The organism is Photobacterium chitinilyticum, assembly GCF_004104355.1.
In the GTDB taxonomy this organism is placed as follows: Bacteria; Pseudomonadota; Gammaproteobacteria; order Enterobacterales; family Vibrionaceae; genus Photobacterium; species Photobacterium chitinilyticum.
Genome location: NZ_RJLM01000001.1, coordinates 1,447,965 through 1,470,417 on the forward strand (window position 1 = coordinate 1,447,965; position 22,453 = coordinate 1,470,417).

The 22,453-nt window shown below is 45.6% G+C and carries 12 protein-coding genes, 1 tRNA gene and 1 pseudogene; 6 read left to right on the forward strand and 8 right to left on the reverse strand.

From position 1 onward, the window contains the following. Positions 1 to 142: 142 nt before the first annotated feature. Positions 143 to 1,165, forward strand: coding sequence for a PTS sugar transporter subunit IIC (locus EDI28_RS06205; RefSeq protein ID WP_128782918.1), 1,023 nt, complete (start codon positions 143 to 145; stop codon positions 1,163 to 1,165). Positions 1,166 to 1,373: 208 nt separating this feature from the next. Next, complete coding sequence (locus EDI28_RS06210) at positions 1,374 to 2,276, forward strand: LysR family transcriptional regulator (protein WP_128782919.1); 903 nt, start codon at positions 1,374 to 1,376, stop codon at positions 2,274 to 2,276. A 78-nt stretch (positions 2,277 to 2,354) separates the two neighbouring features. On the opposite strand, the gene EDI28_RS06215 is transcribed toward EDI28_RS06210, so the two are convergent. Next, positions 2,355 to 3,941: an L-lactate permease gene (locus EDI28_RS06215; RefSeq protein ID WP_128782920.1), complete on the reverse strand. Its 1,587-nt coding sequence runs from the start codon at positions 3,939 to 3,941 to the stop codon at positions 2,355 to 2,357. Between the two features lie 744 nt (positions 3,942 to 4,685). Then, complete coding sequence (locus EDI28_RS06220) at positions 4,686 to 7,547, reverse strand: FAD-binding and (Fe-S)-binding domain-containing protein (protein WP_128782921.1); 2,862 nt, start codon at positions 7,545 to 7,547, stop codon at positions 4,686 to 4,688. A 564-nt stretch (positions 7,548 to 8,111) separates the two neighbouring features. Between EDI28_RS06220 and EDI28_RS06225 the strand changes: the two genes are divergently transcribed. Next, positions 8,112 to 8,378, forward strand: coding sequence for a hypothetical protein (locus tag EDI28_RS06225; protein WP_128782922.1), 267 nt, complete (start codon positions 8,112 to 8,114; stop codon positions 8,376 to 8,378). An 84-nt stretch (positions 8,379 to 8,462) separates the two neighbouring features. On the opposite strand, the pseudogene EDI28_RS06230 reads toward EDI28_RS06225, so the two are convergent. The 5 genes and pseudogenes from EDI28_RS06230 to uvrY form a co-directional block, all read right to left on the reverse strand. Further along, positions 8,463 to 8,588, reverse strand: a pseudogene (locus EDI28_RS06230) (IS1595 family transposase); the annotation flags it as partial. Between the two features lie 93 nt (positions 8,589 to 8,681). Continuing rightward, positions 8,682 to 8,755: transfer RNA gene (locus tag EDI28_RS06235), tRNA-Cys, on the reverse strand. Between the two features lie 185 nt (positions 8,756 to 8,940). Next, a complete protein-coding gene (pgsA, locus tag EDI28_RS06240; protein ID WP_128782923.1) occupies positions 8,941 to 9,498 on the reverse strand; it encodes a CDP-diacylglycerol--glycerol-3-phosphate 3-phosphatidyltransferase in 558 nt (185 codons plus the stop codon). Between the two features lie 43 nt (positions 9,499 to 9,541). Then, positions 9,542 to 11,392 carry an excinuclease ABC subunit UvrC gene (uvrC, locus tag EDI28_RS06245; protein WP_267900000.1) on the reverse strand — a complete coding sequence of 617 codons (1,851 nt, stop codon included), beginning with the start codon at positions 11,390 to 11,392 and terminating at the stop codon, positions 9,542 to 9,544. Beyond that, positions 11,392 to 12,036 carry a UvrY/SirA/GacA family response regulator transcription factor gene (gene uvrY, locus EDI28_RS06250; protein ID WP_128782924.1) on the reverse strand — a complete coding sequence of 215 codons (645 nt, stop codon included), beginning with the start codon at positions 12,034 to 12,036 and terminating at the stop codon, positions 11,392 to 11,394. The genes uvrC and uvrY overlap by 1 nt, the downstream gene beginning before the upstream one ends. Before the next feature lie 887 nt (positions 12,037 to 12,923). Between uvrY and EDI28_RS06255 the strand changes: the two genes are divergently transcribed. From EDI28_RS06255 to EDI28_RS06265, 3 genes are read left to right on the forward strand one after another with little or no spacing between them, the layout of a single operon-like run. Then, complete coding sequence (locus EDI28_RS06255) at positions 12,924 to 13,475, forward strand: ECF-type riboflavin transporter substrate-binding protein (protein ID WP_128782925.1); 552 nt, start codon at positions 12,924 to 12,926, stop codon at positions 13,473 to 13,475. 3 nt (positions 13,476 to 13,478) lie between these two features. Then, positions 13,479 to 15,176, forward strand: coding sequence for an ABC transporter ATP-binding protein (locus tag EDI28_RS06260; protein ID WP_128782926.1), 1,698 nt, complete (start codon positions 13,479 to 13,481; stop codon positions 15,174 to 15,176). Then, on the forward strand, positions 15,173 to 16,012 hold the full coding sequence (locus tag EDI28_RS06265; protein WP_128782927.1) for an energy-coupling factor transporter transmembrane component T family protein: 840 nt from the start codon (positions 15,173 to 15,175) through the stop codon (positions 16,010 to 16,012). The genes EDI28_RS06260 and EDI28_RS06265 overlap by 4 nt, the downstream gene beginning before the upstream one ends. Positions 16,013 to 16,186: 174 nt before the next feature. Here the strand turns inward: EDI28_RS06265 and EDI28_RS06270 are convergent. Then, a partial coding sequence (locus tag EDI28_RS06270) for a cadherin domain-containing protein (RefSeq protein ID WP_128782928.1) occupies positions 16,187 to 22,453 on the reverse strand: 6,267 nt, incomplete at its 5' end.

Consider the following 22,453-nt stretch of genomic DNA (forward strand, 5'->3'; position numbering starts at 1 on the left):
CTCTCCAGCAAAACTCAACTTCCATCTCAATATCACAGTACCCGATCCCGGTTAATTCCTGCTTTATCTTTCACTCGTTTAGTTATTACTTTGGGCGTAGCTCTGCGTGCGTTCGCCTCAAAAACAATGATAAGGAAATAAGATGGAAATTATTCTGGGTATTGCTGCCCTGTTAGCAGCTTTAGGTTTGTTCTCTGTGTTTAGTTTCAAGGCGCCAAATGGCAGCGCAGCGATGAGTGGTCTGGCTGATGCGGCAATCGCCACATTTCTGGTCGAAGCTATCCATAAATATGTAATGGGAAACCTGCTCGGTATCGGTTATCTCGCTGACTTCGGCAACATGGTCGGTGGCATGGGCGGCGTTGCAGCAGCAACGTTAGTGATGCTGCGAATGGGTGTACAACCTGTATTTGCGATCGTCACAGGTTTGGCAATGGCCAACCTGGGAATCCTCGAAGGATTTATCGCCGGTTACCTATTCTCTTTCGCAACACCATTGTTTAAGAAATATTTACCAGAAGGTGTCGACGTAATTGTCGGTGTTCTGACCTTGGCACCGCTCGCAAGATTACTGGGTATCTTCATCAGCCCTGGCCTTGATATGCTGATGGGCACCCTGGCCAACATGATCACAGAGGCTACATTGCTATCACCACTGGCGATGGGATTCTTGCTTGGCGGATTAATCAAGATGGTTTGTACATCCCCGTTAAGCTCAATGGCATTAACAGCCATGCTTGGCTTAACCGGCTTGCCTATGGGTATTGCGGCCATTGCGTGTGTTGGTGGCTCATTCACCAACGGTTATATATTCCATACCCTCAAGCTAGGAAAATCCAGCAACACGGTTAGCGTTATGCTTGAGCCCCTCACTCAGGCCCATATCGTTACCCGTAACCCGGTTCCTATCTTTATGTCGAACTTCCTCGGTGGTGCGCTGGCAGGAACTATCGCCGCGTACTTCGGCATCGTCAATGATGCCCCAGGTAGTGCCGCTCCAATTCCAGGTCTACTCGCATCTATCGCCTTCAATGATCCACTAACTCTATTTATGGCAGTGGTTGCTGCGGCCTTTGCCGGCATTATCGGCGGTGTGATTGGTAACCAGGTATATAAGCGCCTATTGGCTGATCGTGTTCCATTGCAACAGTTTGTAAATGGTTAATCACTGAGGGGAATACTGCCTAGTCCTAAAAAAGGCTTGCCGTTTGGTAAGCCTATTATCCTCCAGCAACACCGCTTTTTAAGCCAATCATCAGTAACGTGATCAACAAAGCAAAACACTTACCCAAATTCATTCATTTGCTAAATGTCAGACATTTAATTGCTATAATTCAACAACACTAGAAATTGTTGCAAAAAGTATACTAATAATGCGAAACACCGACGACTTCCTAATTTTCTTTCACCTTATCGAGCAAGGCTCTTTCAGCAAAGCTGCGGAGCAGGTTGGCCTGACCAAGTCTGTTGTCAGCAAACGTATCACCCGGCTTGAAGAGGAGCTTGGGGTACAGCTCCTTTATCGAACCACCCGCAAACTCACTTTGACTGAAGCCGGTGAAGTTTTTTTCAGCCATGCACGGGAGGTTTACCTCTCGGTTATAAATGCCGAGGACGCAATGAGCGGACTGGGTGAGAGTCTTTCCGGCAGTATACGTATTACGGTGCCGACTATTTCAGGCGAGCTTATTTTGCCTCAGGCCATTGCCGAGTTTAGCGAAAAATACCCCGATATCACGATTCATATGGATCTGGACAACCGTTTTGTTGATATCGTTGAAGAAGGCTATGATCTTGCCATTCGTACCGGCGTCTTACCTGATTCTAGCTTTATTGCCCGTCGACTAGTCGATGCCCACTGGGTGATCTGTGGCGCACCGTCCTATTTTGACCGCATGAGTGAGCCGACGTCATATCAAGATCTTGTGGATCACAATTGCCTTGCATATTCCTACCAGGAAACCGGTGCCACAGAATGGCTTTTTAAAGGCGATTCTTCGCCTTTTACCGTCAAAGTAGCAGGAAATTTCAGCACCAATAACGCCTCGGCCTTAAGACGTGCCGCACTGATTGGCCAAGGACTGGTATATGTGCCTAAAGTTCTGGTTGCCGAAGACTTACAAGAAGGAAGGCTAATTGAAGTATTGCAGCATCAGGTCGCGAAGTGTCTGGGTATCTATGCCATCTATCCTTACACCCGTCACCAACCCGCGAAGATCAAGCTATTCATCGAGCACCTCTATCAATGTTATCGCCTTCATGAAGATAAGTTTTAATTGCTTAAAAAATGTGGCCATTACTGGCCACATTATTTATTTACTGCTTTTATTCACTTAAGTGGCACCATTCTCCCCCTAAATAAGCGTACTCATTATCGCAGCACCAATACCGTAAACCACCATAGGTACGACGGTTCGCTTGATAATAAAGCCTTCTTTGTTAGCAATGCCTAAAATTGTCGATACAGCGATAATATTGTTGATACAGACCATATTACCCATCGCACCACCAACAGATTGCAGCGCTAGAATAGTTGTCTGTGGCAAGCCGACATTGATAGCAATAGTTTGCTGAATTGCACCAAAGGTAAGGTTTGATACTGTTGCAGAGCCAGAGAAGAAAGCCCCCAACGCTCCCAGATATGCCGCCACATATTGCCAACTGGTTCCCATCAGATCCGAAAACGCCTGACCAGTTGTCATAATGGGTGAATTCTCTCCGCCCGTCATCATCAGCTTGACCATAATCAACGCCCCGACAAGGGCAACAAACGGCATTTTAATGCGGATGCCGGTTTCAGCAAACATCTGCTTAACCACGCTTGTTGGCAGTCTAAATAGTGGAATTGAAATCAGAACAACCAATAGGAACGGGATTAGCGCAGGCACATAAAGTGTTTTGTATGCCCATGAAACATCGGTTCCCAAAATATGGCTCAGCTTAAAGATCAGTGCCTGGCTAATGCTAAAATCACCCAATGGACCAAATGAAATGCTGAACATCTCAGTACTGTCCGTCAACATTGATTTGATACCAAACTGCTTTATACGGGTAACAATCAAGATCACAATGAGCAAAATAGTAGGTGTCATTGCCTTGAATACATCACGTGCCGCCACTGGCGACGATGCTTTGGCATCAGAAGTTGGCTGTGTTTTTACCAGGCCAAAACCACTTCGGGCAACAATGACTGACAGCACCAAACCGGTAGCACCACCCACTAATGCAGGAAACTCATAGTTCCATTGTGCCAGCAAGAAATAGGGCACAGTGCAAGATAGCGTACTGATTAATACGAACAGGTAGTTACGGCGAATATCACTCCAGCTGACAATAAATCGAAGCGCCATTGGAGGGATAATGAATGCAGCAACTAGGTGAATCAACGCAGTGATCTTGCCCGTTTCAAGCAAAGTAGCATCATCCAGCCCCAGGTTTGAGAAACCAAACCATGTTGGTGTTCCCACAGCACCGAACGAAACCGGTACGGAGTTCATTACCAATGCCAGCATAGCCACTTTTAACGGATTGAAACCAAGGCCGACTAAAATAGGCGCAGCAATAGCAGCCGGTGTACCAAAACCAGATGCACCTTCAATCATGAACGCAAACGCCCAGCCAATGATCATTAACTGTGCTACTTGGTTACGACTGATACCTTCTAGCCACCGACGAATGACATCTTCCGAACCAGAAAGGTAAATCATTCGATTAAGTAAAATCGCACCGGCAACAATAGAAATAGGAGTGATGGCCGACAGCATACCAGCAATAACATTGGCGCTAATTAAGGTAGTGTCGGTACCAAAGTAAAAGAGTTGCAGTGCTCCAACCATTAAAGCCGTAATAGGCAGGGCAATATGTGATGGTATACCATTTTTCTTTGTCATCATCCAAATAAGAATAACAATTGGTATCACCGATAAAAATAGGGACGTCATTTAAAATCTACTCCATGTATTAGGCCCAGTTATCGCCATATTAAACAGCATGTGTATTATAATTTGGACCTTGCTATCAATTTGACGTGTAAACTACACGTTAAATATATATTGTTGTTGACTGACAGTATTATAATTATGGGAAAGACATTCTAATGAGCTTTTAAAATAAAGCCACTCGCAACATGACAAGAAGTTAACCAAAAACCAACAAAGCCGGTAACAAAAACCAAACCCCACCACGCACAAAAACCAAAAGCGATAAAATACAACCACTTAAAAACAAGCCACATCAGTAGAAATTCACATTAAACGGATAATTGACACAATGTGTTTCATAAACAGCCACTATAAAGACACATAAAACGTACACTTTTTTATTTTAAATAAGCAGTAGAAGATATTAAACCAATTATAACGAACAATATTGTTGTAAGTTTACAAAACAATCTCAAATATAGGCAGTACACATATAAAAATTTGAAAGATAGCAACACTAACAACCTGTCATAAATCGCGATTACCGTCATGCCGATATAGAAAAATAAAACAAATCATGAATAAAAAGTATAAAAGAAAACATAAGAACACAAATACAAAAAATACCCCAAAGGAGTTATTAAAGCACTTGTTAACACAGAAGACTTGTCATTGGCGATATAAAATAATCGGGGAAAACGGTAATAAAAAAGAGCAAGTTGTCAATTCAACTTGCTCTTTAGGGTAAGAATTAAATACTAGTAATTAAAGTTGATTACTTCGGTTAGTACGCACCTGGCTCACTTTATCAACCAAATACAAAATAGAACGATACTCAATCCCGCTATGCTCAGACAGACCAATCTCACAGGTACGGCTATTCGAATACCCTTCATGGCAATTCTCAGGCACTTGTGCTTTTAATGGTGACAATGCAGATTCATTTAACTCCGGCGTCGTAAAGCCTTTGTCACCTGCAAAACCGCAGCATTGAATATCTTCCGGAATAACAACCTGCTTGGCACAAGCCTCAGTCACTTGCTGCATAACACCAGCCAAGCCTTTCCTACGTGATGTACAGGTAATATGCAGCATCACCGGGGCTTCCTGCGGAGTAATATCAAGGCGTGGCATGACGTATTCTGCCACGAACTTGAACGGTTCGTAGATAGTGATATCACTACGAAGGGTATCTTTACTCAAGCTTGCACAAGGGCTGGTATCCATTAGCACTGGCAGTGTTCCCTGCTCAGATGCAGCCCACAATGCCTCTTCAAGCTGCTTCGCTTTGCTATTCGCCGTATCAACAAAGCCCTTACTCTTGTATGGCATACCGCAACATTGGCTATTTAAGTCTTCAGGAAGAACGACTTCATACCCAGCTTTTGCCAGCAGCGAAATCGTCACCTCTGCAAGAGGACGTGGATCAATGGCTTTCTTCTCAGTCCCCATATTTCTTGATGCACAGCTTGGGAAGTAGACAACCTTCTGCTTAGACACCGAATGGATGACCAATGCCTCTGGCTTTGGCATCTTACCCGCCGATCTTGGCATGTGAGGTGTCCAAAGCGGTATCGTCTGTCCTGATAGCTTATGTGCAGCTTTAGTTAGCGCCTGCATATTCTTACTACCCAAGACCGAATGCATCCCGTTTGCTGCGCTCAAACCAACTCGAGTAACCGCCGTAATGCCGTCAAAATTATTTGCCGTCCAGCGTGCAATACTCTTCGCCATCCCGGAGTGGTTCTCACGCAGCTTGCGCATCAGGTCGCCAGTATTGATGCCGACAGGACAGCGATCAGCACAGAGCCCTGTCGCCGCGCAAGTATCAATGCCCTGGTACTTGAATGACTTCACCATGTCAGCCAATCGTGCCGGATCTTCATTAGTACGGCGTAGTCGGCTGATCTCACGATAGATCGTATTGCGCTGACGCGGGGTCAAAGAGAGGTTACGTGACGGGCAGACTGGCTCACAGAACCCACACTCAATACACTTATCAATCAAGGTATCGGCAGCCGGCATCTCTTTGAGATCTTTGACATGAGACTGGTGATCATCATTCAGAATCACACCCGGATTCAGGATCCCGGTACTGTCAAAAATACGCTTGATTTGCTGCATCAGGGCATAACCTTCAGCCCCCCACTCTAGCTCAACAAACGGCGCCATATTCCGCCCGGTTCCGTGCTCCGCTTTCAGCGAGCCTTGGTAATCAACCGCGACTAACTGAGCCACTGCATCCATAAAAGCACTATAGCGTTCTACTTCTGCCTCAGTATCAAATGCCTGGGTAAATACAAAGTGCAGGTTACCAGCCAACGCATGGCCAAATATAATCGCTTCGTGGTAGTGATATTTAATGAACAGTTCCTGCAGTTCACGGACAGCAGGTGCAAGTTGCTCGATTGGAAAGGCAACATCTTCAATAATGACCGTCGTGCCCGTTTCACGCACGGCACCCACAGCAGGAAAGAGCCCTTTTCGGATCCCCCATAGCTGAGCGCACACTTTCGCATCACGGCTAAAAGCAATCTGCTCAATTGGCGAGAACGCGTTGATGAGAGACATCAGCGATTCACTCTGCTGCGATAGTTCCTCTGCATTTTCAGCATGGAGCTCTATCAATAATGCTGCCGCCTCGGTATTGCCATTAGCCCCCAACTGGGCGATAAACTCAGGCATGCCAGGCTCATCAGCAACAGAGGCTAAGGAGCGGCTGTCCATCAGTTCAACGGCTGCAACATTTGTCTTGCTCAGTTCACTAACAGCCAGACAAGTTTTCTCGATATCAGCAAATACAAATAGCCCCGATGCCTTAAAGGCATGGTCTACGACAGTGTTGTAAGTGATATCGGCAATAAAACCTAACGTTCCTTCCGATCCGATCAGCAGATGCTGCAAAATATCGATCGGATCGTCGTAATCGACCAACGAGTTGAGGCTGTACCCCGTGGTGTTTTTCAGGCGGTACTTATGCCTGATTTTATCAGCAAGTTCAGGAGTATTGTGGCAATGCTGGGCCAAATTGGATAAATCGGACAACAGCTCATGATGGCTTTGTTTAAACTGTGCGACATTTTCGGCATCAAGCGTGTCGAGAATAGTACCGTCAGCCAAAACAATGGTCATTCCGGCCAGCGTCTTATAGCTATTTTGCGCGGTACCGCAACACATCCCGGAGGCATTGTTCGCCGCAATACCACCAATTTTGCAAGTATTGATTGAAGCTGGATCAGGTCCGATTTTGCGACCATACGGGGTAAGGAATTTATTGGCCTCCGCACCAATCACACCCGGCTGCAACCAAATTTGCTCGCCATCGTTAATGACCTTGTGGTGACGCCAGTTATTCGTCAGGGTAATGAGTACAGAATCTGACAGCGCCTGTCCTGACAAGCTCGTCCCTGCCGCTCGAAAAGTAACAGGAATATTCAGGTCATAGCATGACTTTATAGCAAAAACGACCTCATCTAACGTATCAAGCTGTAATATCAGTTTGGGCACTAGGCGATAGAAGCTGGCATCTGTGCCATAGGCCAGCGTTAAGGTTGGATCAGTGATAATCCGCTTATCATCAATTTGATGTTGTAGTTGCTCAATCAATGTCTTGTAGGGCTGCTGCATTGTGGCTCCGTGTGCTTCCATATGCTTAGTGCATCTATTGTTATCTGTCGGATTATTGCTTCGCTATACGATTCACGCAAATGCTGTAATAGCCATAGTGTATAGAGGGTAATTTAGTAAATAAATAACCTTTAATTCACAAGTTCGTTGCAAAATATCGACCAATTGATTGTGTATACCAAAAATGATACCAACTAGCATTGTTTAGGGCGTAAAGCTTATACCAATTCAGATAGGTCGCTGAGCTGCCCATTTTGAATCATCGGCCAAAGCTCTACGCCGGCTAATGTGATCGCAACGTAGGAAAAAGTTCTGTAATCAGAAAACATTGAGTAAGTTTGCGACAAAACCGTGATTTATCGCACTCACTACAAGCAAGTACAATCACATACAAACCAGTACGCACAAAAAAACATTAGATATTAACAACTTATACACACAAAAGTATAAATTAATTCATCATGCACTTTCTTTTATATTGATAAGGATATCGCTAAATGTTGAAATCATTTATCTAATAAAAATAGACACAAAATAAGACCATATAAACAAGAAGAGTTAACAATGCTAACATTTACAGTGGATTCAATTGAAAACGTATGCAGGCTATTAAAAACCATTAAAGACGTTAATAGCAGCATTATATTTTTCAATGACGGTGAAAACTTAAGAAAAGTTGTTGGATTTCATGTTAAGAAAGACTACTTTGAAGTGAATGGAATGACTGAAGAGCATGAAATTAGTTATGAAATCACTTTAATTGATGGATGCAAATTAAATGCTAAAATAACTGCTGGTTCTGTAATGTTAGACTCACTAGCAACATATTGAAATGACCATAGTGTTCCAAATTCAGTTTCAAAGTATCACTTTTAAATTTGACGCCCATCTCATATAAAACAGTAAATGGTAAGGCTATATTCCTTTTAACTGTTGCTGAAGACTTAAGATCATGTATCCGTTAAGCTCTTCAGTAGCATCCATATATCGATGCCGACCGAAGAAATGATCTAGATATTTAGTAGCAACTCCATGGAATCGATAGAAGGGAAAAAGGCTGAGGGAGCTTTGCCAAATAGCCGATACAAAAAAACCAGCTCTAGGCTGGTCTAATAACATTTCATCAAAATGAAATGGAGGCGCGTCCCGGAGTCGAACCGAGGTACACGGATTTGCAATCCGCTGCATAGCCACTCTGCCAACGCGCCTTATTTTGTTGTTGCTTATTATTTATACCGTTAAGGACTAGCCTGTTTGGTATGGTCGCTATTCTACAGAACCCACGGAAACTGTCACGGAAAAAGTTAGAAAGTGGAACTGTTTGCTTTAATTTCCACCAAAATACAAAAAAGCGGCTCTAAAAGCCGCTTTTCTACAATATTTTCACATTCAATCAGATATCTTCTGAATTCAGCAAATCGTCTTTTGCTGCCTTCAAGTAGATATACATCGACCAGTATGTCAGCACCATTGCGACATATAGAGCAATATAGCCGACCCAGACTAACCACTCGGTTGGGTGCCATAGCAAAACAAGTAGAGAAAACATCTGTGAACCGGTTTTCACCTTGCCAACCCAGGATACTGCAACGCTAGAGCGCTTGCCTAGCTCAGCCATCCACTCACGCAATGCAGAAATAATAATCTCACGACCAATCATTGTCACAGCAGGAATCGTTACCCAAAGAGAATGATAATCCTCGACAACCAATACCATAGCAGTTGCCACCATCACCTTGTCGGCAACCGGGTCAATGAAGGCTCCAAAGCGGGTTGTCTGGTTAAGCTTGCGAGCAAGGTAACCATCAAACCAGTCAGTTAATCCGGCAACAAAGAAGATAAGTGCGGTTGCAAACGGTGCCCAGGTGTAAGGCAGATAGAATGTGACCACAAAAAATGGGATAAGCAATAGCCGGATGAAGCTGAGGATGTTTGGAATCGTTAAACGCATAATTCTTAGTTCTTATGATTGACTTCATTAGGATGCCGCAAAGCTAGCTATGTTGCAATGCGTCATAAATTTTCTCAGCCAAGGACTTACTAATACCGGGAACCTTGGCGATTTCTTCTCTGCTGGCTCTTTTTAGTTCTTGTAGACCACCCATATACTTCAATAGTGCCTGCCGGCGCTTCGGACCGATGCCTTCAACATCTTCCAATGCACTACGTTTTCTAACTTTTGCCCGCTGAGCACGGTGACCGCTAATTGCGTGATTATGACTTTCATCACGAATATGTTGAATCAGGTGCAAAGCCGGTGAATCCGACGGCATAGAGAATTCTTCCCCCGTTACTAGAAGTAGGGTTTCCAGCCCGGGTTTACGTGAAGTTCCCTTTGCAACACCCACTAACATTGATCGCTTAGGCCACTCTTTCATTAACGGATTAACTACATCATACGCTCTTGAGAGCTGACCTCTACCCCCATCAATAAAAATAATGTCGGGAATCTTATCTGGATCTAATTGTTTTCCATACCTTCGCGCAAGAACCTGTGCCATAGCGGCATAATCATCGCCACCTGTAATTCCGGTTATGTTATAACGTCGGTACTCTTGCTTTAACGGTCCATCCTGATTGAACACCACACACGACGCGACTGTTTTCTCACCCATGGTATGGCTGATATCGAAACATTCCATCCGATCGAGAGTGGTTAGTTCCAGAGCTTTACTCAATGCCGAAAAGCGCTGCTGAATCGTCATTTTATGATTTAGCTTACTGGTGAGTGCAGTATTGGCGTTAGTTTGTGCTAGCTTCTGATAGCGGGCACGATTACCGCGAGACTGTGTTTTTAACTCGACTTTACGGCCTGCCAGCTCTGTCAGCGTGCCTGCGATCAAGGTTTTCTCTTCGCCTAAATCGGCACCGAGCAAAATTACAGCGGGAATAACTCGGCCTTCAGCCTGATTGAGGTAGAACTGGCTGATAAAACTAGACAGTACTTCTGTCAGCTCTGCATCGCTAGGCATTTTGGGGAAATAACTACGACTGCCAAGGATCTTCCCCTGACGAATATACAACGCATGGACACAGGCCATTCCCCGCTCGTGGGCAATACCGATAACATCCATATCATCATCGCTGTCATTACTGACAAACTGCTGCTCCTGAACCCGACGCAATGCTTGAATTTGATCACGATAAGCCGCTGCTTTTTCAAAGGCCAGCTGCTGACTTGCCAACTCCATTTTTTCAACCATAGAGGCAATGACCTGGCGATCTTTGCCCTGCAAAAACAAACGGACAAAATTCACCTGCTCTTTATAGTCATCCTCGCTGACTAGCCCCTTGACGCACGGGCCAAGACAGCGCCCAATCTGATACATCAGGCACGGGCGGCTACGGTTGGCATAAACGGAGTCTTCACACTGACGAATGGGAAATATTTTTTGCAGCAAGTGAAGGCTTTCGCGTACAGCCCCTGAGTCAGGGTAAGGACCAAAGTACTCCCCTTTGCGTTTCTTCACACCGCGGTGAATCGTTAAACGAGGATGGGCACTGGCGCTGAGAAAAATATAAGGATAGGACTTATCATCGCGCAGCAGAACATTGTACTTGGGCAAATACAATTTAATGTAGTTGTGTTCGAGGATCAGCGCTTCTGTCTCGGTGTGAGTCACGGTGACATCCACTTTGCGTATATTCTTCACCAAGGCGCGGGTTTTCTCTCCCGCGACATTGGTTCGGAAATAACTAGACAAACGCTTTTTCAGATCTTTGGCTTTACCGACATAGATGACCTCATCAGCCCCATCGTACATTCTATATACGCCGGGCTGATGAGTAACGGTTTTCAGAAAGCTTATTGAATCAAAGCTTTTTTCGTCAATAGGTTCGGACACTACAACGTCTCTGTGTCTAACATTCCATGACGAATTGCAAGGTGGGTCAGCTCAACATCGCCGTTGATGTCCAGTTTGTTGAACAAACGATAGCGATAACTGTTAACCGTTTTAGGGCTTAGATTCAGTTGCTCAGAAATCTCAGTGACTTTCTGGCCTTTGGTGATCATCATCATGATCTGCAATTCACGCTCAGAAAGATCTTTGAAAGGGTTCTCAGAATCTGGTGCAAACTGGCTTAGTGCCATTTGTTGTGCAATTTCAGGGGATATATAGCGCTGGCCACTATTGACCATACGAATCGCATTAACCATCTCATCCGGGCCGGCACCTTTGGTCAGATAACCAGCAGCTCCCGCCTGCATAACTTTCGTCGGAAACGGGTTCTCGGTATGAATTGTTAATACGATAATTTTGACATCGGGATTAAAGCGTAAAATCTTGCGCGTCGCTTCAAGTCCACCGATCCCAGGCATATTCATATCCATAAGAATGATGTCCGCATGCTCTCCACGGCACCATTTTACGGCTTCCTCACCACTGTCGGCTTCCCCTACCACTTTAATACCACGGACATCTTCAAGAAGACGTCGGATCCCTGTGCGAACCAGTTCGTGATCATCTACAAGGAATACATTAATCAAGCTGTATCTCCAATATGATTTGGCTCTGCACCCAGCCGGAATTGGCGGGATAGCTATTACTGATCTTACCCAATTTTACCCTAACTTGAAATCTGAACTGATGCTGTTTCTGTGTATCAGCGCAAAATTCCTTCCAAGTTATAGCTTGACAAAATGGGCTCTAATACTGTTTTTTGCAAGTTTGAAACTCAATCATGCTGTACAGCAGTATTTACCATCTATGCAAAAAAATAAAGTATAAAATTCAATATATCCAGACGGTTATCTATTCAGCAAAAAAATCGACTTTCAGTAACTGTAATGAGTATGTTCTTAATAGCAAAGTATCACTGATGGCACTAATAAGGAATAGATACAATCCGGGTTACTATGGATGATTTTCAAATAAACGATGATTATTTCTTTTTATATCTGAGGTTTATATAAACAGCATATAAAATAATGTGCTAGAATCACAACAACACCAATGTCTAATAATCAGTACAATTTTAGCTTATTACATCCAATAAAAAGATCACAGATACAGGCCTGTTTATGGCATAAAGCAAAATATGTATCATTTCTGCGATTAACCTGTCACGTTATCTATACACAATACGGAAACCTTCTCCTACAAATAACGAACCCGACTTAGAAGCCGACAATACGCTCAACATTTAGACGTCTAGATGTAAGGCTTTCCTTTCCTAGTAGGCTTCATGTATCATCGCCATCGCTTATGTCTACCCACATAACCGCTCTTGCTCATGAAAAGGATATTTACGCGCAGGCCCAACACAGTTTTTTTGTTCCTGTTGATTGGCATCGCGGCCGTCTGTCTCTATAAGAGCTTTTCAGGTGGACATGGTAATGAAAATACCCATAAAGAGTAAATTAAAGGTTATGTCATGAATCTTTCTGCCAAGACTGTGGTTCTTATTGCCATCGGCGCTGCGTTATACGGTATAGGCGGCTTGCCTATGTTTGGTATCCCGGTTTTTGCTAACACTACACTAAAGCCTGCGATGGCCGTACTGGCTTTATTCAGCGTGCTATTTGGACCGCTCGTCGGCTTCCTGGTCGGCTTCATCGGCCACTGGGTGACTGATTTATTTGCCGGCTGGGGCGTATGGATCACCTGGGTACTGGGTTCCGGCATTGTCGGCATGCTGATAGGCCTGTACCCGAAAATTACCAAAGAGCGACTGGAAAAAGGCCAATTTTCCAAACTAGATTTTACCCTATTCGTTGTTCTTGCCTTTGCTGGTAATGTACTCGGGTATGGGTGCTCAGCTTTCCTTGATGCCGTCCTTTATGCTGAACCGTTTACCAAAGTTCTGGCTCAGCTCACGATCATTGCTGCCGGAAACACACTCCTCATTGCCGTCGTCGGCCATTTTATTCTGACTGCCGTTGCCAAGCGAAAACAGCAAAGCTACAACCTGAAAGAGGCTTATTAAAGCATGACAATTGAGTTTTCTAATTTCTCGTTCAAATATTGGGCGTTAGAAAAGCCAACCCTAAAAAATATCAATCTGACGATCGAGAAGGGTGAGAAGGTTGTCATCGTTGGCCCTAGCGGTAGCGGTAAATCGACACTTGGCCAGTGCCTTAACAGACTCATCCCATTTGCTGTCAAAGGTGATATAACCGGTCACCTGTCTATCAATGGACATGATACCCGCAGCATAGATCTTCACCAATGTTCCAATATAGTTGGCACTGTTCTCCAAGATACCGATGGCCAGTTTGTTGGCTTAAGTATTGGTGAGGATATCGCCTTTGCACTTGAAAACCAGATGGTCGACCAAGGCGAGATGCACAGTATCGTCAAACAGACAGCGGAAATGGTAGATTTGGACCAAATGCTTCACCTATCTCCGTTCGATCTCAGCGGTGGTCAGAAGCAACGAGTATCTCTGGCTGGTGTCATGGTGGATGACGTCGATATCCTGCTGTTTGATGAACCACTGGCAAGCCTCGATCCAAAAACTGGCAAAGCAACCATCGAGATCATCGATCAGCTGCAGCAAGAGACCGGCAAAACGGTCATTATTATCGAGCACCGCCTCGAGGACGTGCTTCATCGCAATGTCGACCGAGTTATCTTGATGGAACGCGGTGAGATTGTCGCCGACATGACACCAGACGAATTGCTGGCCAGCCCGTTACTAACCCAGCATGGGATCAGAGAGCCTCTCTATCTTTCAGCACTGAAAGCTGCTGGATGCGAAGTAACAGCGGCAGATAGACCCGCTCACCTATCAACACTTGATATGAATAGTTTCAAACCACAGCTACTTAACTGGTATCAGCAAGAGGAAGTCACTAACAAGAGTAACACGACCGCTCCCCTGCTCACGGTTAACAACCTTAGCTATTCATACGACGGTCAACGCAAGACATTGGATAATGTCAGTTTTACCGTCAATAAAGGTGAGTTCGTTTCGATTTTAGGAAAGAACGGCTCCGGCAAGTCAACCATTACCCGCTTGATCATGGGAGTACTCGATCCTGACAATGGCAGCATTGCGTTTGATGGCCGTGATCTTAGCGAAAATTCTATCTTCGAGCGTAGCCAGCATATTGGGGTAGTATTGCAAAACCCTAATCATATGATCTCTCATCATATGATCTTTGATGAAATAGCCTCGGGGCTTCGCAACCGTGGAGTACCGGAACAGATAGTCGAAAAAAGAGTTCACGAAATACTGGAGCTTTGCGGCTTGGGCAAATATCGTCACTGGCCAATTGAAGCCTTAAGCTACGGCCAGAAAAAGCGAGTTACTATTGCCACTATCTTAGTACTGGAGCCTGAACTGCTTATTCTCGATGAGCCTACGGCCGGTCAGGACTACCACCATTACACGGCAATGATGACCTTCGTCCGCGAGCTAAACCAGAAGCTGGGACTCACTATCCTAATCATTTCGCATGACATGCATTTGGTACTGGAATATACCGACCGCGCGGTTGTCATTGCTGATAGTCAGTTGTTGGCCGATCAGCCTGTCCATACCATTTTCAGCCAACCTGAATTGCTAGAACAGGCCAATTTAACGGTAACCAGCCTTTATACTATGGCAAAAGAGCTGGGTATCGAACGTATCGACAACTTTATCCGTTGCTTCATCAACCATGAGGCAAATAAAACCGCATGAAAACAAATAAAATCAAATTCGGTATCAGCTATGCCGATACTGGCTCACCTTTGCATGCACTTAACGGTATCACCAAGTTCATCTTGTTCATGGGCTGGGTGACCATGGTGCTCATTACGTTTGATCTCCGAGTCATTTGCGGTTTAATCCTGGTTGGTTTTGGCTTGCTGAAACTTAGCAGAGTCCCGTTTGTAACCTACAAGCCACTGATGATAGGCACGACATCGGTCTTGCTGATGAATGCCTTGTTTATGTACCTGATCGCTCCGCAGCAAGGCGTAGAGTATATGGGTAGCAAAACAGTACTTGTGGCCATGGCCGGGGATTACTCCATCACCACAGAAACGCTGTTCTACCTGCTGACTGTAACACTTAAATATTTCAGCATGTTCCCGATAGCCCTGGTGTTTGTATTTACGACCCACCCTACCGAGTTTTCAGCCAGCCTGAACAAGCTTGGAGTACCCTACCGCATTGCCTATGCTGTAAGCCTGACATTACGCTACCTGCCGGAAGTAACGAAAGATTTCGTGAATATTATGCATGCCCAGCAGGCACGCGGGGTCGATATCTCAAAAAATGCTCCTGTACTGACTCGCATTAAAAATGTCGCTAAGATCCTAGGCCCACTGATTTTCTCAAGCCTGGATCGCGCTGACGTCATTTCCAGTGCGATGACATTACGTGGCTTTGGCCGCAACAATAAGCGCTCATGGTATAGCCTCAAACCAATGGCAAAAGCTGACTTTATGGTGTTGGCCATTATTGCCTCGGTACTCATTCTAGGGTTTGTAAACCGCTACCAGTCAGTGCAGCTATTCTGGTATCCGTTTTAACACTCTGTCCTGCAACGCCAGGTACCGAAAGCCGCTTCTTGCGGCTTTTTTATGCCCTCTGATACAACTATTATCTGCTATCTGCCGATTGAAAATAACCAAAAAGAAAGCCAGCAATCAGTGATTGCTGGCTTCTATCATGCCTATTTGGCTTTCAACTATAAATAACAAAGATTAATCGGTTTTAAACGCCTGATGCTGGAATAGCTGATTAACAATATCACTTGAAGATGCACCAGTATCTAAACTCAACGCCGAGAGATCCACATTATCCAACAGAATATTTTGCTGTTGACCTGAATCCTCGGTTATCGTCAGATTAACGTTACCATCTTCGTTCACACCCGCTTCGAGATGACCAAGCAATGCATTCATATCTAGATTCTCTTCTGCAATGTCAGGCAAAATATCTTTCAAATCAAGCTTATCGGTATCCAACTGAAAATCAGTGATCACATCATTCTGCGTTGTATCTCCCAGCGATGAGGTATGCCAGGTAAATATATCACTGCCTTCACCGCCAGTCAGAATATCATCACCCAACCCACCTATCAGGGTATCGTCACCGCTGCCGCCAACTAGAATATCATTGCCGACACCACCATCGAGGGTATCCTCACCACCTTGCCCCAGCAGAATGTCGTCATTATCGGTGCCAGTCAGAATATTAGCCTGCTCATCACCGCTTTGTGCATTCTGCTCGATCTCTATCGGCTTGCTATCACCACCGGTTCCGCCAGTCAACGTCAGTGTGAAGACGTTGTCGCTGACGCCGCCCTTGCCATCCTGAACTTCAAACAAAAACTTAAGATCAGCCTGCTGTCCGTCAGTCAACGGTGAAGTCTCACTCTGAGTAAAGCTGTAACTACCATTGGCAGCCACTTCCAATGTTCCGAATACAGTTGTTACATTCAGCTTACCTTCAATAAGCTGAGTATCAGTTACCAACGGTCCGTTGACATCAGCGCCATGCAGATCTGCACCAAGCAAGGAGAAGTCATTGGCATCAATAGATACCGTCAAGGCGTCAGAGTCCGCATCATGGCTGCCTGCCAGCAACTGACCGGCCACAGGCTCTGGCGAAAAATGATTCAGGTAGTGGGATAGATCATCTCCCGAACCAACATATACCACTTCATCGCTGATCTGGTGTAATGCTTCATCCACCTTTTCATTGCCTTCGGTCGCGATACCTATGCCATAGACCTTTGCGTTGTTGTCCGCAACATATTGCTGCCAACGCTCATTAAGATCGCCCTCAGCTACCGAGCCCTCTTTGGGGTTAGGCGCACCGTCGGACATGAAAAAGATGGTGTCTACACTCTCGACGGGAAGCTCAACCACGTCAAAACTCCAAATGGGATCTCCATTTTCATCTTCATCAGGCTGCCACGGGTAATTAATCCTGGAATTAAAATCTTCGTTACTCACATTATCATCGTCAGGTTGCATCACACTTTCCATCGCCTTGGCGTAGTCGGTATTCAGCCCTTTATCTTCAGTCCAGCACCAACGATTCATATAAGTATTTAGCTCGTTCCGATAGCTCAAATCCATCGGATCGCGATCGCCCAGCTCCGGCGGCTTACTTAAATACTGGACAGTAGCAAGATCATACCAGCCTTGTTTTTCTGTGATACCACCAAACTGAACCAGTCGAATATATGTATTGGATGACCCGCCTTCATCGATCATTTTGCTGACCATGTCATGCAATGCTTCAGCCGCCAGGTAAGCGCGAGACTCAAGTCTCAGCTCAGGAGTATCTGAACCTGTTTTAGTACCATCAAAGGTGTATACCATGCTCGATGAAGAATCAAACACCACCGTGATCTTGTTGATTGGCTGCTCCTGAACCTCGGCATAGCCGTGAACAGGCAGGCTTTCGGGTGCGTGGTTTTCACTAACATTTACCGTTACATCCGCAAAATCCCTATCGCTGCCATCGCTCACCTCAACTTTCAGCTGGTACTGTTGCTGCTGATCATAGTCAAGCTCAACACCTTCTTTCAGCCAGATCTCACCAGTACTCGAGTTAATCTCGAACTTATCAGCATCACCGCTAGCCAACGCATAGCTCAGTTTATCGTCACTATCAGGGTCAAAAGCGTCGACTTTACCCACCATCACGCCGGACTCTAACTCAGCAACATCGAAGCTGAAGCTATCGTCTGTTGGCATTCCGGAAGCATCAGTGCCGTGTTGCTGGTTGGCATCGTCCGGACTGATAAATTCAGGAGCGCGATCCAGCACATCAATAACTATCTGGCTATCAACCTCGTCACCATCTGCATCGATCAGTGTTACATCAAACGTATCCTGCTGGTTACCAGTAACATTCTTCGCCTGATAGTCATACTTACCAGTCTCAAAGTTCATAACCAAGCGACCTGAATCTGTTTCCACTGAAAGTAGAGACGTATCAGACATTTGTAACTTAGAACCATCAGCATTTAGTTTCGAAACCGTACCAGATTCCTTATCAAACTGATAAGTATCATCTCCAACGCGAAGTGTTTCTACCCATTGCGCTTCTGCGCCATGTACAGAGCTAATTGCATCCTGAAGCTGACCGGGAACTGAAGTAATAAGAACGTCAGCAAACTTTGCATCATCTTCTACGGCGATAGCCGAACCTTTATCGGTAGCCAGCGGTGTTAGATATTCGAGTGATGCACCACTGCCGACCCCAAGAGACCAAATATTATCAAACGGTTGGTTATGATCAGTCAGTTCCTTCTCCATTGCACTTTCCAGCATAAGCTTCTGCTCTGCCTCAGTCGGCGGATAACCGCGCAACAGATTATCGTAACGGACTTGGCCGCCTACATCCTCAGGGTCAAGCCCTGCCATCATTGTATTGCGATTATCCTGAAACCTTGTCCAGTCATCATATCTGAAGTCCGTTGGTTTACCGTCGGAAATAAAGTAGAACTGACTGTCTGAGCCTGCCATCACCTGCTGACTGTTCACGTCGTCCAAGAGCTCACCCAACTGATCCAACGCCTTATAGTAAGGAGTCGGACCAAAAGGAGAAACCCCATTAAAGAAGCCTTCAAGTTCGGCAGTGGAACTGATCCAGTCCGAGGTTTGACTCTCCGGACGACCTGCAAAAGTAGTGATCTTGAACTGCACGTCTCCCTGTTCATCATATTTCTCAAACATCGCCTTGATTGAGTCTTGGGCCAGTTGCCAGCGGGTTATCTCCTCTCCATTCGGCCCGGTAACCTTATCGCCCATCGAATCGGACAGATCCAGAGCTATCACTACGGAGTTAGACTGCGGCTGAATATCAGAAATCGTATGATGTTGTGACGTCGCTTCTGGCACGGTATCAACAACACCCACATGCAATACGGCACTATCAGTCTGGGCTCCCGCAGTCAGGGTAACATTCAGATCAAGAGTTAATTCATCCTGTCCCTGCTGCTGATGATCAAGCGGTGTAAGCAGCTCAATATCGTAACTACCTGTACCGCCATCAATAGTAGCATCCAGCACTTCAACACGATTGCCACCTTCCCCAACATAACCTTTTAGGGTATGACCATCGCTGCTAACTTCGTAATGTAATTCCTGGCCGCCGCTGGTCAATCCGTTAAAACTCTGATCAGCATCAAAGTGGTACTCTGCCGTTTCAGCCGAGCCCAGATCAGCAGTTAGCTGACCTTCGACATGCTCACTACTGTCCGTTGCCAAGCCAGACTCATGCAATATTGCATTACCGTCATTAAGCGCAATAGTTTCGCCAATCAAGGTTACTGTCACTTTGGCCGTGTCGGTTAAACCATGATCGTCTTCAATGGTATATTCAAACTCTACATTTCTGACTTCACCGGCTTTCAAATCCTGCTCATCAGCCGCTAGTGTCTTCATGTACTCGGCCGCATCAAATACCAGCTTGCCATCCTGCAGAGTGACGTAACTCTCTTTCGGATAATCAATAATTGTCAGTTGGTCATTTTCAGGATCGGTATCATTACCGAGTACATCAATTGCCAACGAACCTGTTTCATGGGTCTGAAACGACTGATCGAACGTTGTTAGTTTTGCTTCAACTTTGGTAATGAAATAATCCGAACTATCCGAGCCCTGAACACCATCACCGTATTCAATCGCTGAAAACTCAATATTGTCAAAATACTGATTTCCGGTATCAATGCCTAAGACACGGTGATCGTTGCCGCCCGATTCTGCAGGACCAAGATCGCTACGATCAAAGACACCAGTCGCAACCAAGCTTCCTTGGTAATATGCCTTCCATACTCCCTGCTCGTGCTCCCAGGCTTTCCATAGGTTTCCAATAGAAACATCAACATGATTGGAGAGCTGGTTGCCTTCAAAGCTAAAGCTCATCGCTTCACTTTTACCATCGACATGTGCTAACTGCTTAGTCCAGTTTTCCGGTGGATTTGACTGAGTATTATCCAATTCGGAACTAACACCATACTCATGAGAACCTTCACCAGTGAAGTCCGCTTTCGTTGCATCTGCAACTTTCTCACCAGTTGTAGTATCAATCACATAGTAGTCAACTTTAATATCGCCACTTGTATCCCAATTGGTTTCATCCAGGGTTTTCGTCTCAATTGTAATGCCCTGATCTTGAACCGCATCTGGCGCTTCATTGACATCACTAACAGACACTTCAACTGTCGCCGTGTCTTTCAGGCCGTCGACATCACTGACCTCAACATTTAAGGTGTAGCTATCAAGAGCTTCATGATCCAAAGAAACACCATCTTTGAGGCTGATCATCCCTGTCTCACTGTTGATTTCAAACAGATCCGTATGGTTGGTCAGTGTATAGCTCGACTTGTCCCCCGCATCAGGATCAAAAGCCGCAACCCGGCCAATTTCGACTCCTGCTTCATTCTCACTTATTGTGAAACGGTAGCTGTCAGCATCAGCCTGGCCTTGATCGTCCAAACCCTGGGTATTATTGGTTCCGCTAATAAATTCAGGGGCATCATTGACGGCAACAACAGATATAGTCGTTATTGCCGGGGCACTCTCAAGCTGTCCGTCCGAAGCGACTACCTCTATCATACGGTCTGCCGTATTAGGGGCTTCACTAGTATTACTGTAATGCACCACCTTCAGGGCTTCCTGATAATCCTGAGGCGAAGCATCACCGTTCAACAAAACAACCAGCTTACCGTCGATGGTCGTGACCGTACCGGTAATGCCCTGAGGCAAATCACCTACCTCCAGCTTGTCGCCGCCCTGAGGGTTAGTCAAGGTAATGCGCATCGACTGGATATTATCACCATCAACATCGGAAACAGTCACATCTGTATCAGCGATGGAAATGCTCTCACCATTCTCGGTATAACGAGTTTCATAATTTACATCGTTATTTACCGTTTCGGTTCGGATGATCACATCGTCAAAACCACCATGCTTCCCATCGAGTAACAACTGTTGCCATTCCAGCGGCAGATCTTCGATACCTATGGTGGTACCGTTAGCGTCAGTTACTTCGCGGAAATGGTCATAAGCATTCTCAGGAGAAGTGTTGAATTGGGCATCACTGAAGTAAACCGCTTTGGTCGCAGGAACACCATCGACCAACAGCTTCGGAAACGCCCCGCTGATATCAAATGACAATACAGCATTAGAGTTTGCATCAAAGTAATCATGACCATCGGCGATCAGGAAGAAACGCACCTCCTGACCCGTTTCGTTCAACGTCGCCAAGACATCACCGTCCTGCCCGCCATGAGCATCTGTCAGAATGATTTTCGGCTCGGTCGGATTACCATTTTCGTCGAGGGTATAGATACCCACAGCATTATTATAACCACCGCGAGAGTCGACAAAGGTTACTTCGGTATTAGAACCATCAAGATCCACCACAGGCGCTTCGTTGACGTCACCAACAGCAATATTAACGGTTGCGGTATCTTTAAGACCATCTTTATCACTGACCTCAATAGTCAACTCGTAACTATCTAGAGTTTCATGATCCAGCGAAACACCGCTTTTCAGGCTGATCACTCCGCTCTCATTGTCAATTTCAAACAGATCAGTATGATTGGTCAGGGTATAACTCGACTTGTCGCCAGCATCCGGATCGAAGGCTGAAACCTGGCCGATCTCGGCACTCGCGACATTTTCATCCACCGTAAAGTGGTAGCTGTCCACATCAGCCTGACCTTGATCATCCAAACCGTGGGAGTTGTTCGTCCCGCTGATAAATTCAGGAGCATCACCAGCCCCTTTAATCGTCACGGTCACCGTGTGCTCGGTGCCGTCGGCAGTAGTGACGGTAAACTCGCGATTAAGAGGATCACTGGCCTCGGTCAGTGCCTGCACCTCCGCCGAACCGTTGTTCAGCGCATAGCTCCAGGTACCGTCTGTACCTATCTTGAACGTACCGTAGTTGCCGTCGGTGACAGTCTCGGCCGTAAATACCGCCTCGCCCGCATCCGGGTCGGC

Coding starts and splice junctions, on each gene's coding strand:
- EDI28_RS06205 (WP_128782918.1), top strand. CDS start 143: ATGGAAATTATTCTGGGTATTGCTGCCCTGTTAGCAGCTTTAGGTTTG.
- EDI28_RS06210 (WP_128782919.1), top strand. CDS start 1,374: ATGCGAAACACCGACGACTTCCTAATTTTCTTTCACCTTATCGAGCAA.
- EDI28_RS06215 (WP_128782920.1), bottom strand. CDS start 3,941: ATGACGTCCCTATTTTTATCGGTGATACCAATTGTTATTCTTATTTGG.
- EDI28_RS06220 (WP_128782921.1), bottom strand. CDS start 7,547: ATGCAGCAGCCCTACAAGACATTGATTGAGCAACTACAACATCAAATT.
- EDI28_RS06225 (WP_128782922.1), top strand. CDS start 8,112: ATGCTAACATTTACAGTGGATTCAATTGAAAACGTATGCAGGCTATTA.
- pgsA (WP_128782923.1), bottom strand. CDS start 9,498: ATGCGTTTAACGATTCCAAACATCCTCAGCTTCATCCGGCTATTGCTT.
- EDI28_RS06255 (WP_128782925.1), top strand. CDS start 12,924: ATGAATCTTTCTGCCAAGACTGTGGTTCTTATTGCCATCGGCGCTGCG.
- EDI28_RS06260 (WP_128782926.1), top strand. CDS start 13,479: ATGACAATTGAGTTTTCTAATTTCTCGTTCAAATATTGGGCGTTAGAA.
- EDI28_RS06265 (WP_128782927.1), top strand. CDS start 15,173: ATGAAAACAAATAAAATCAAATTCGGTATCAGCTATGCCGATACTGGC.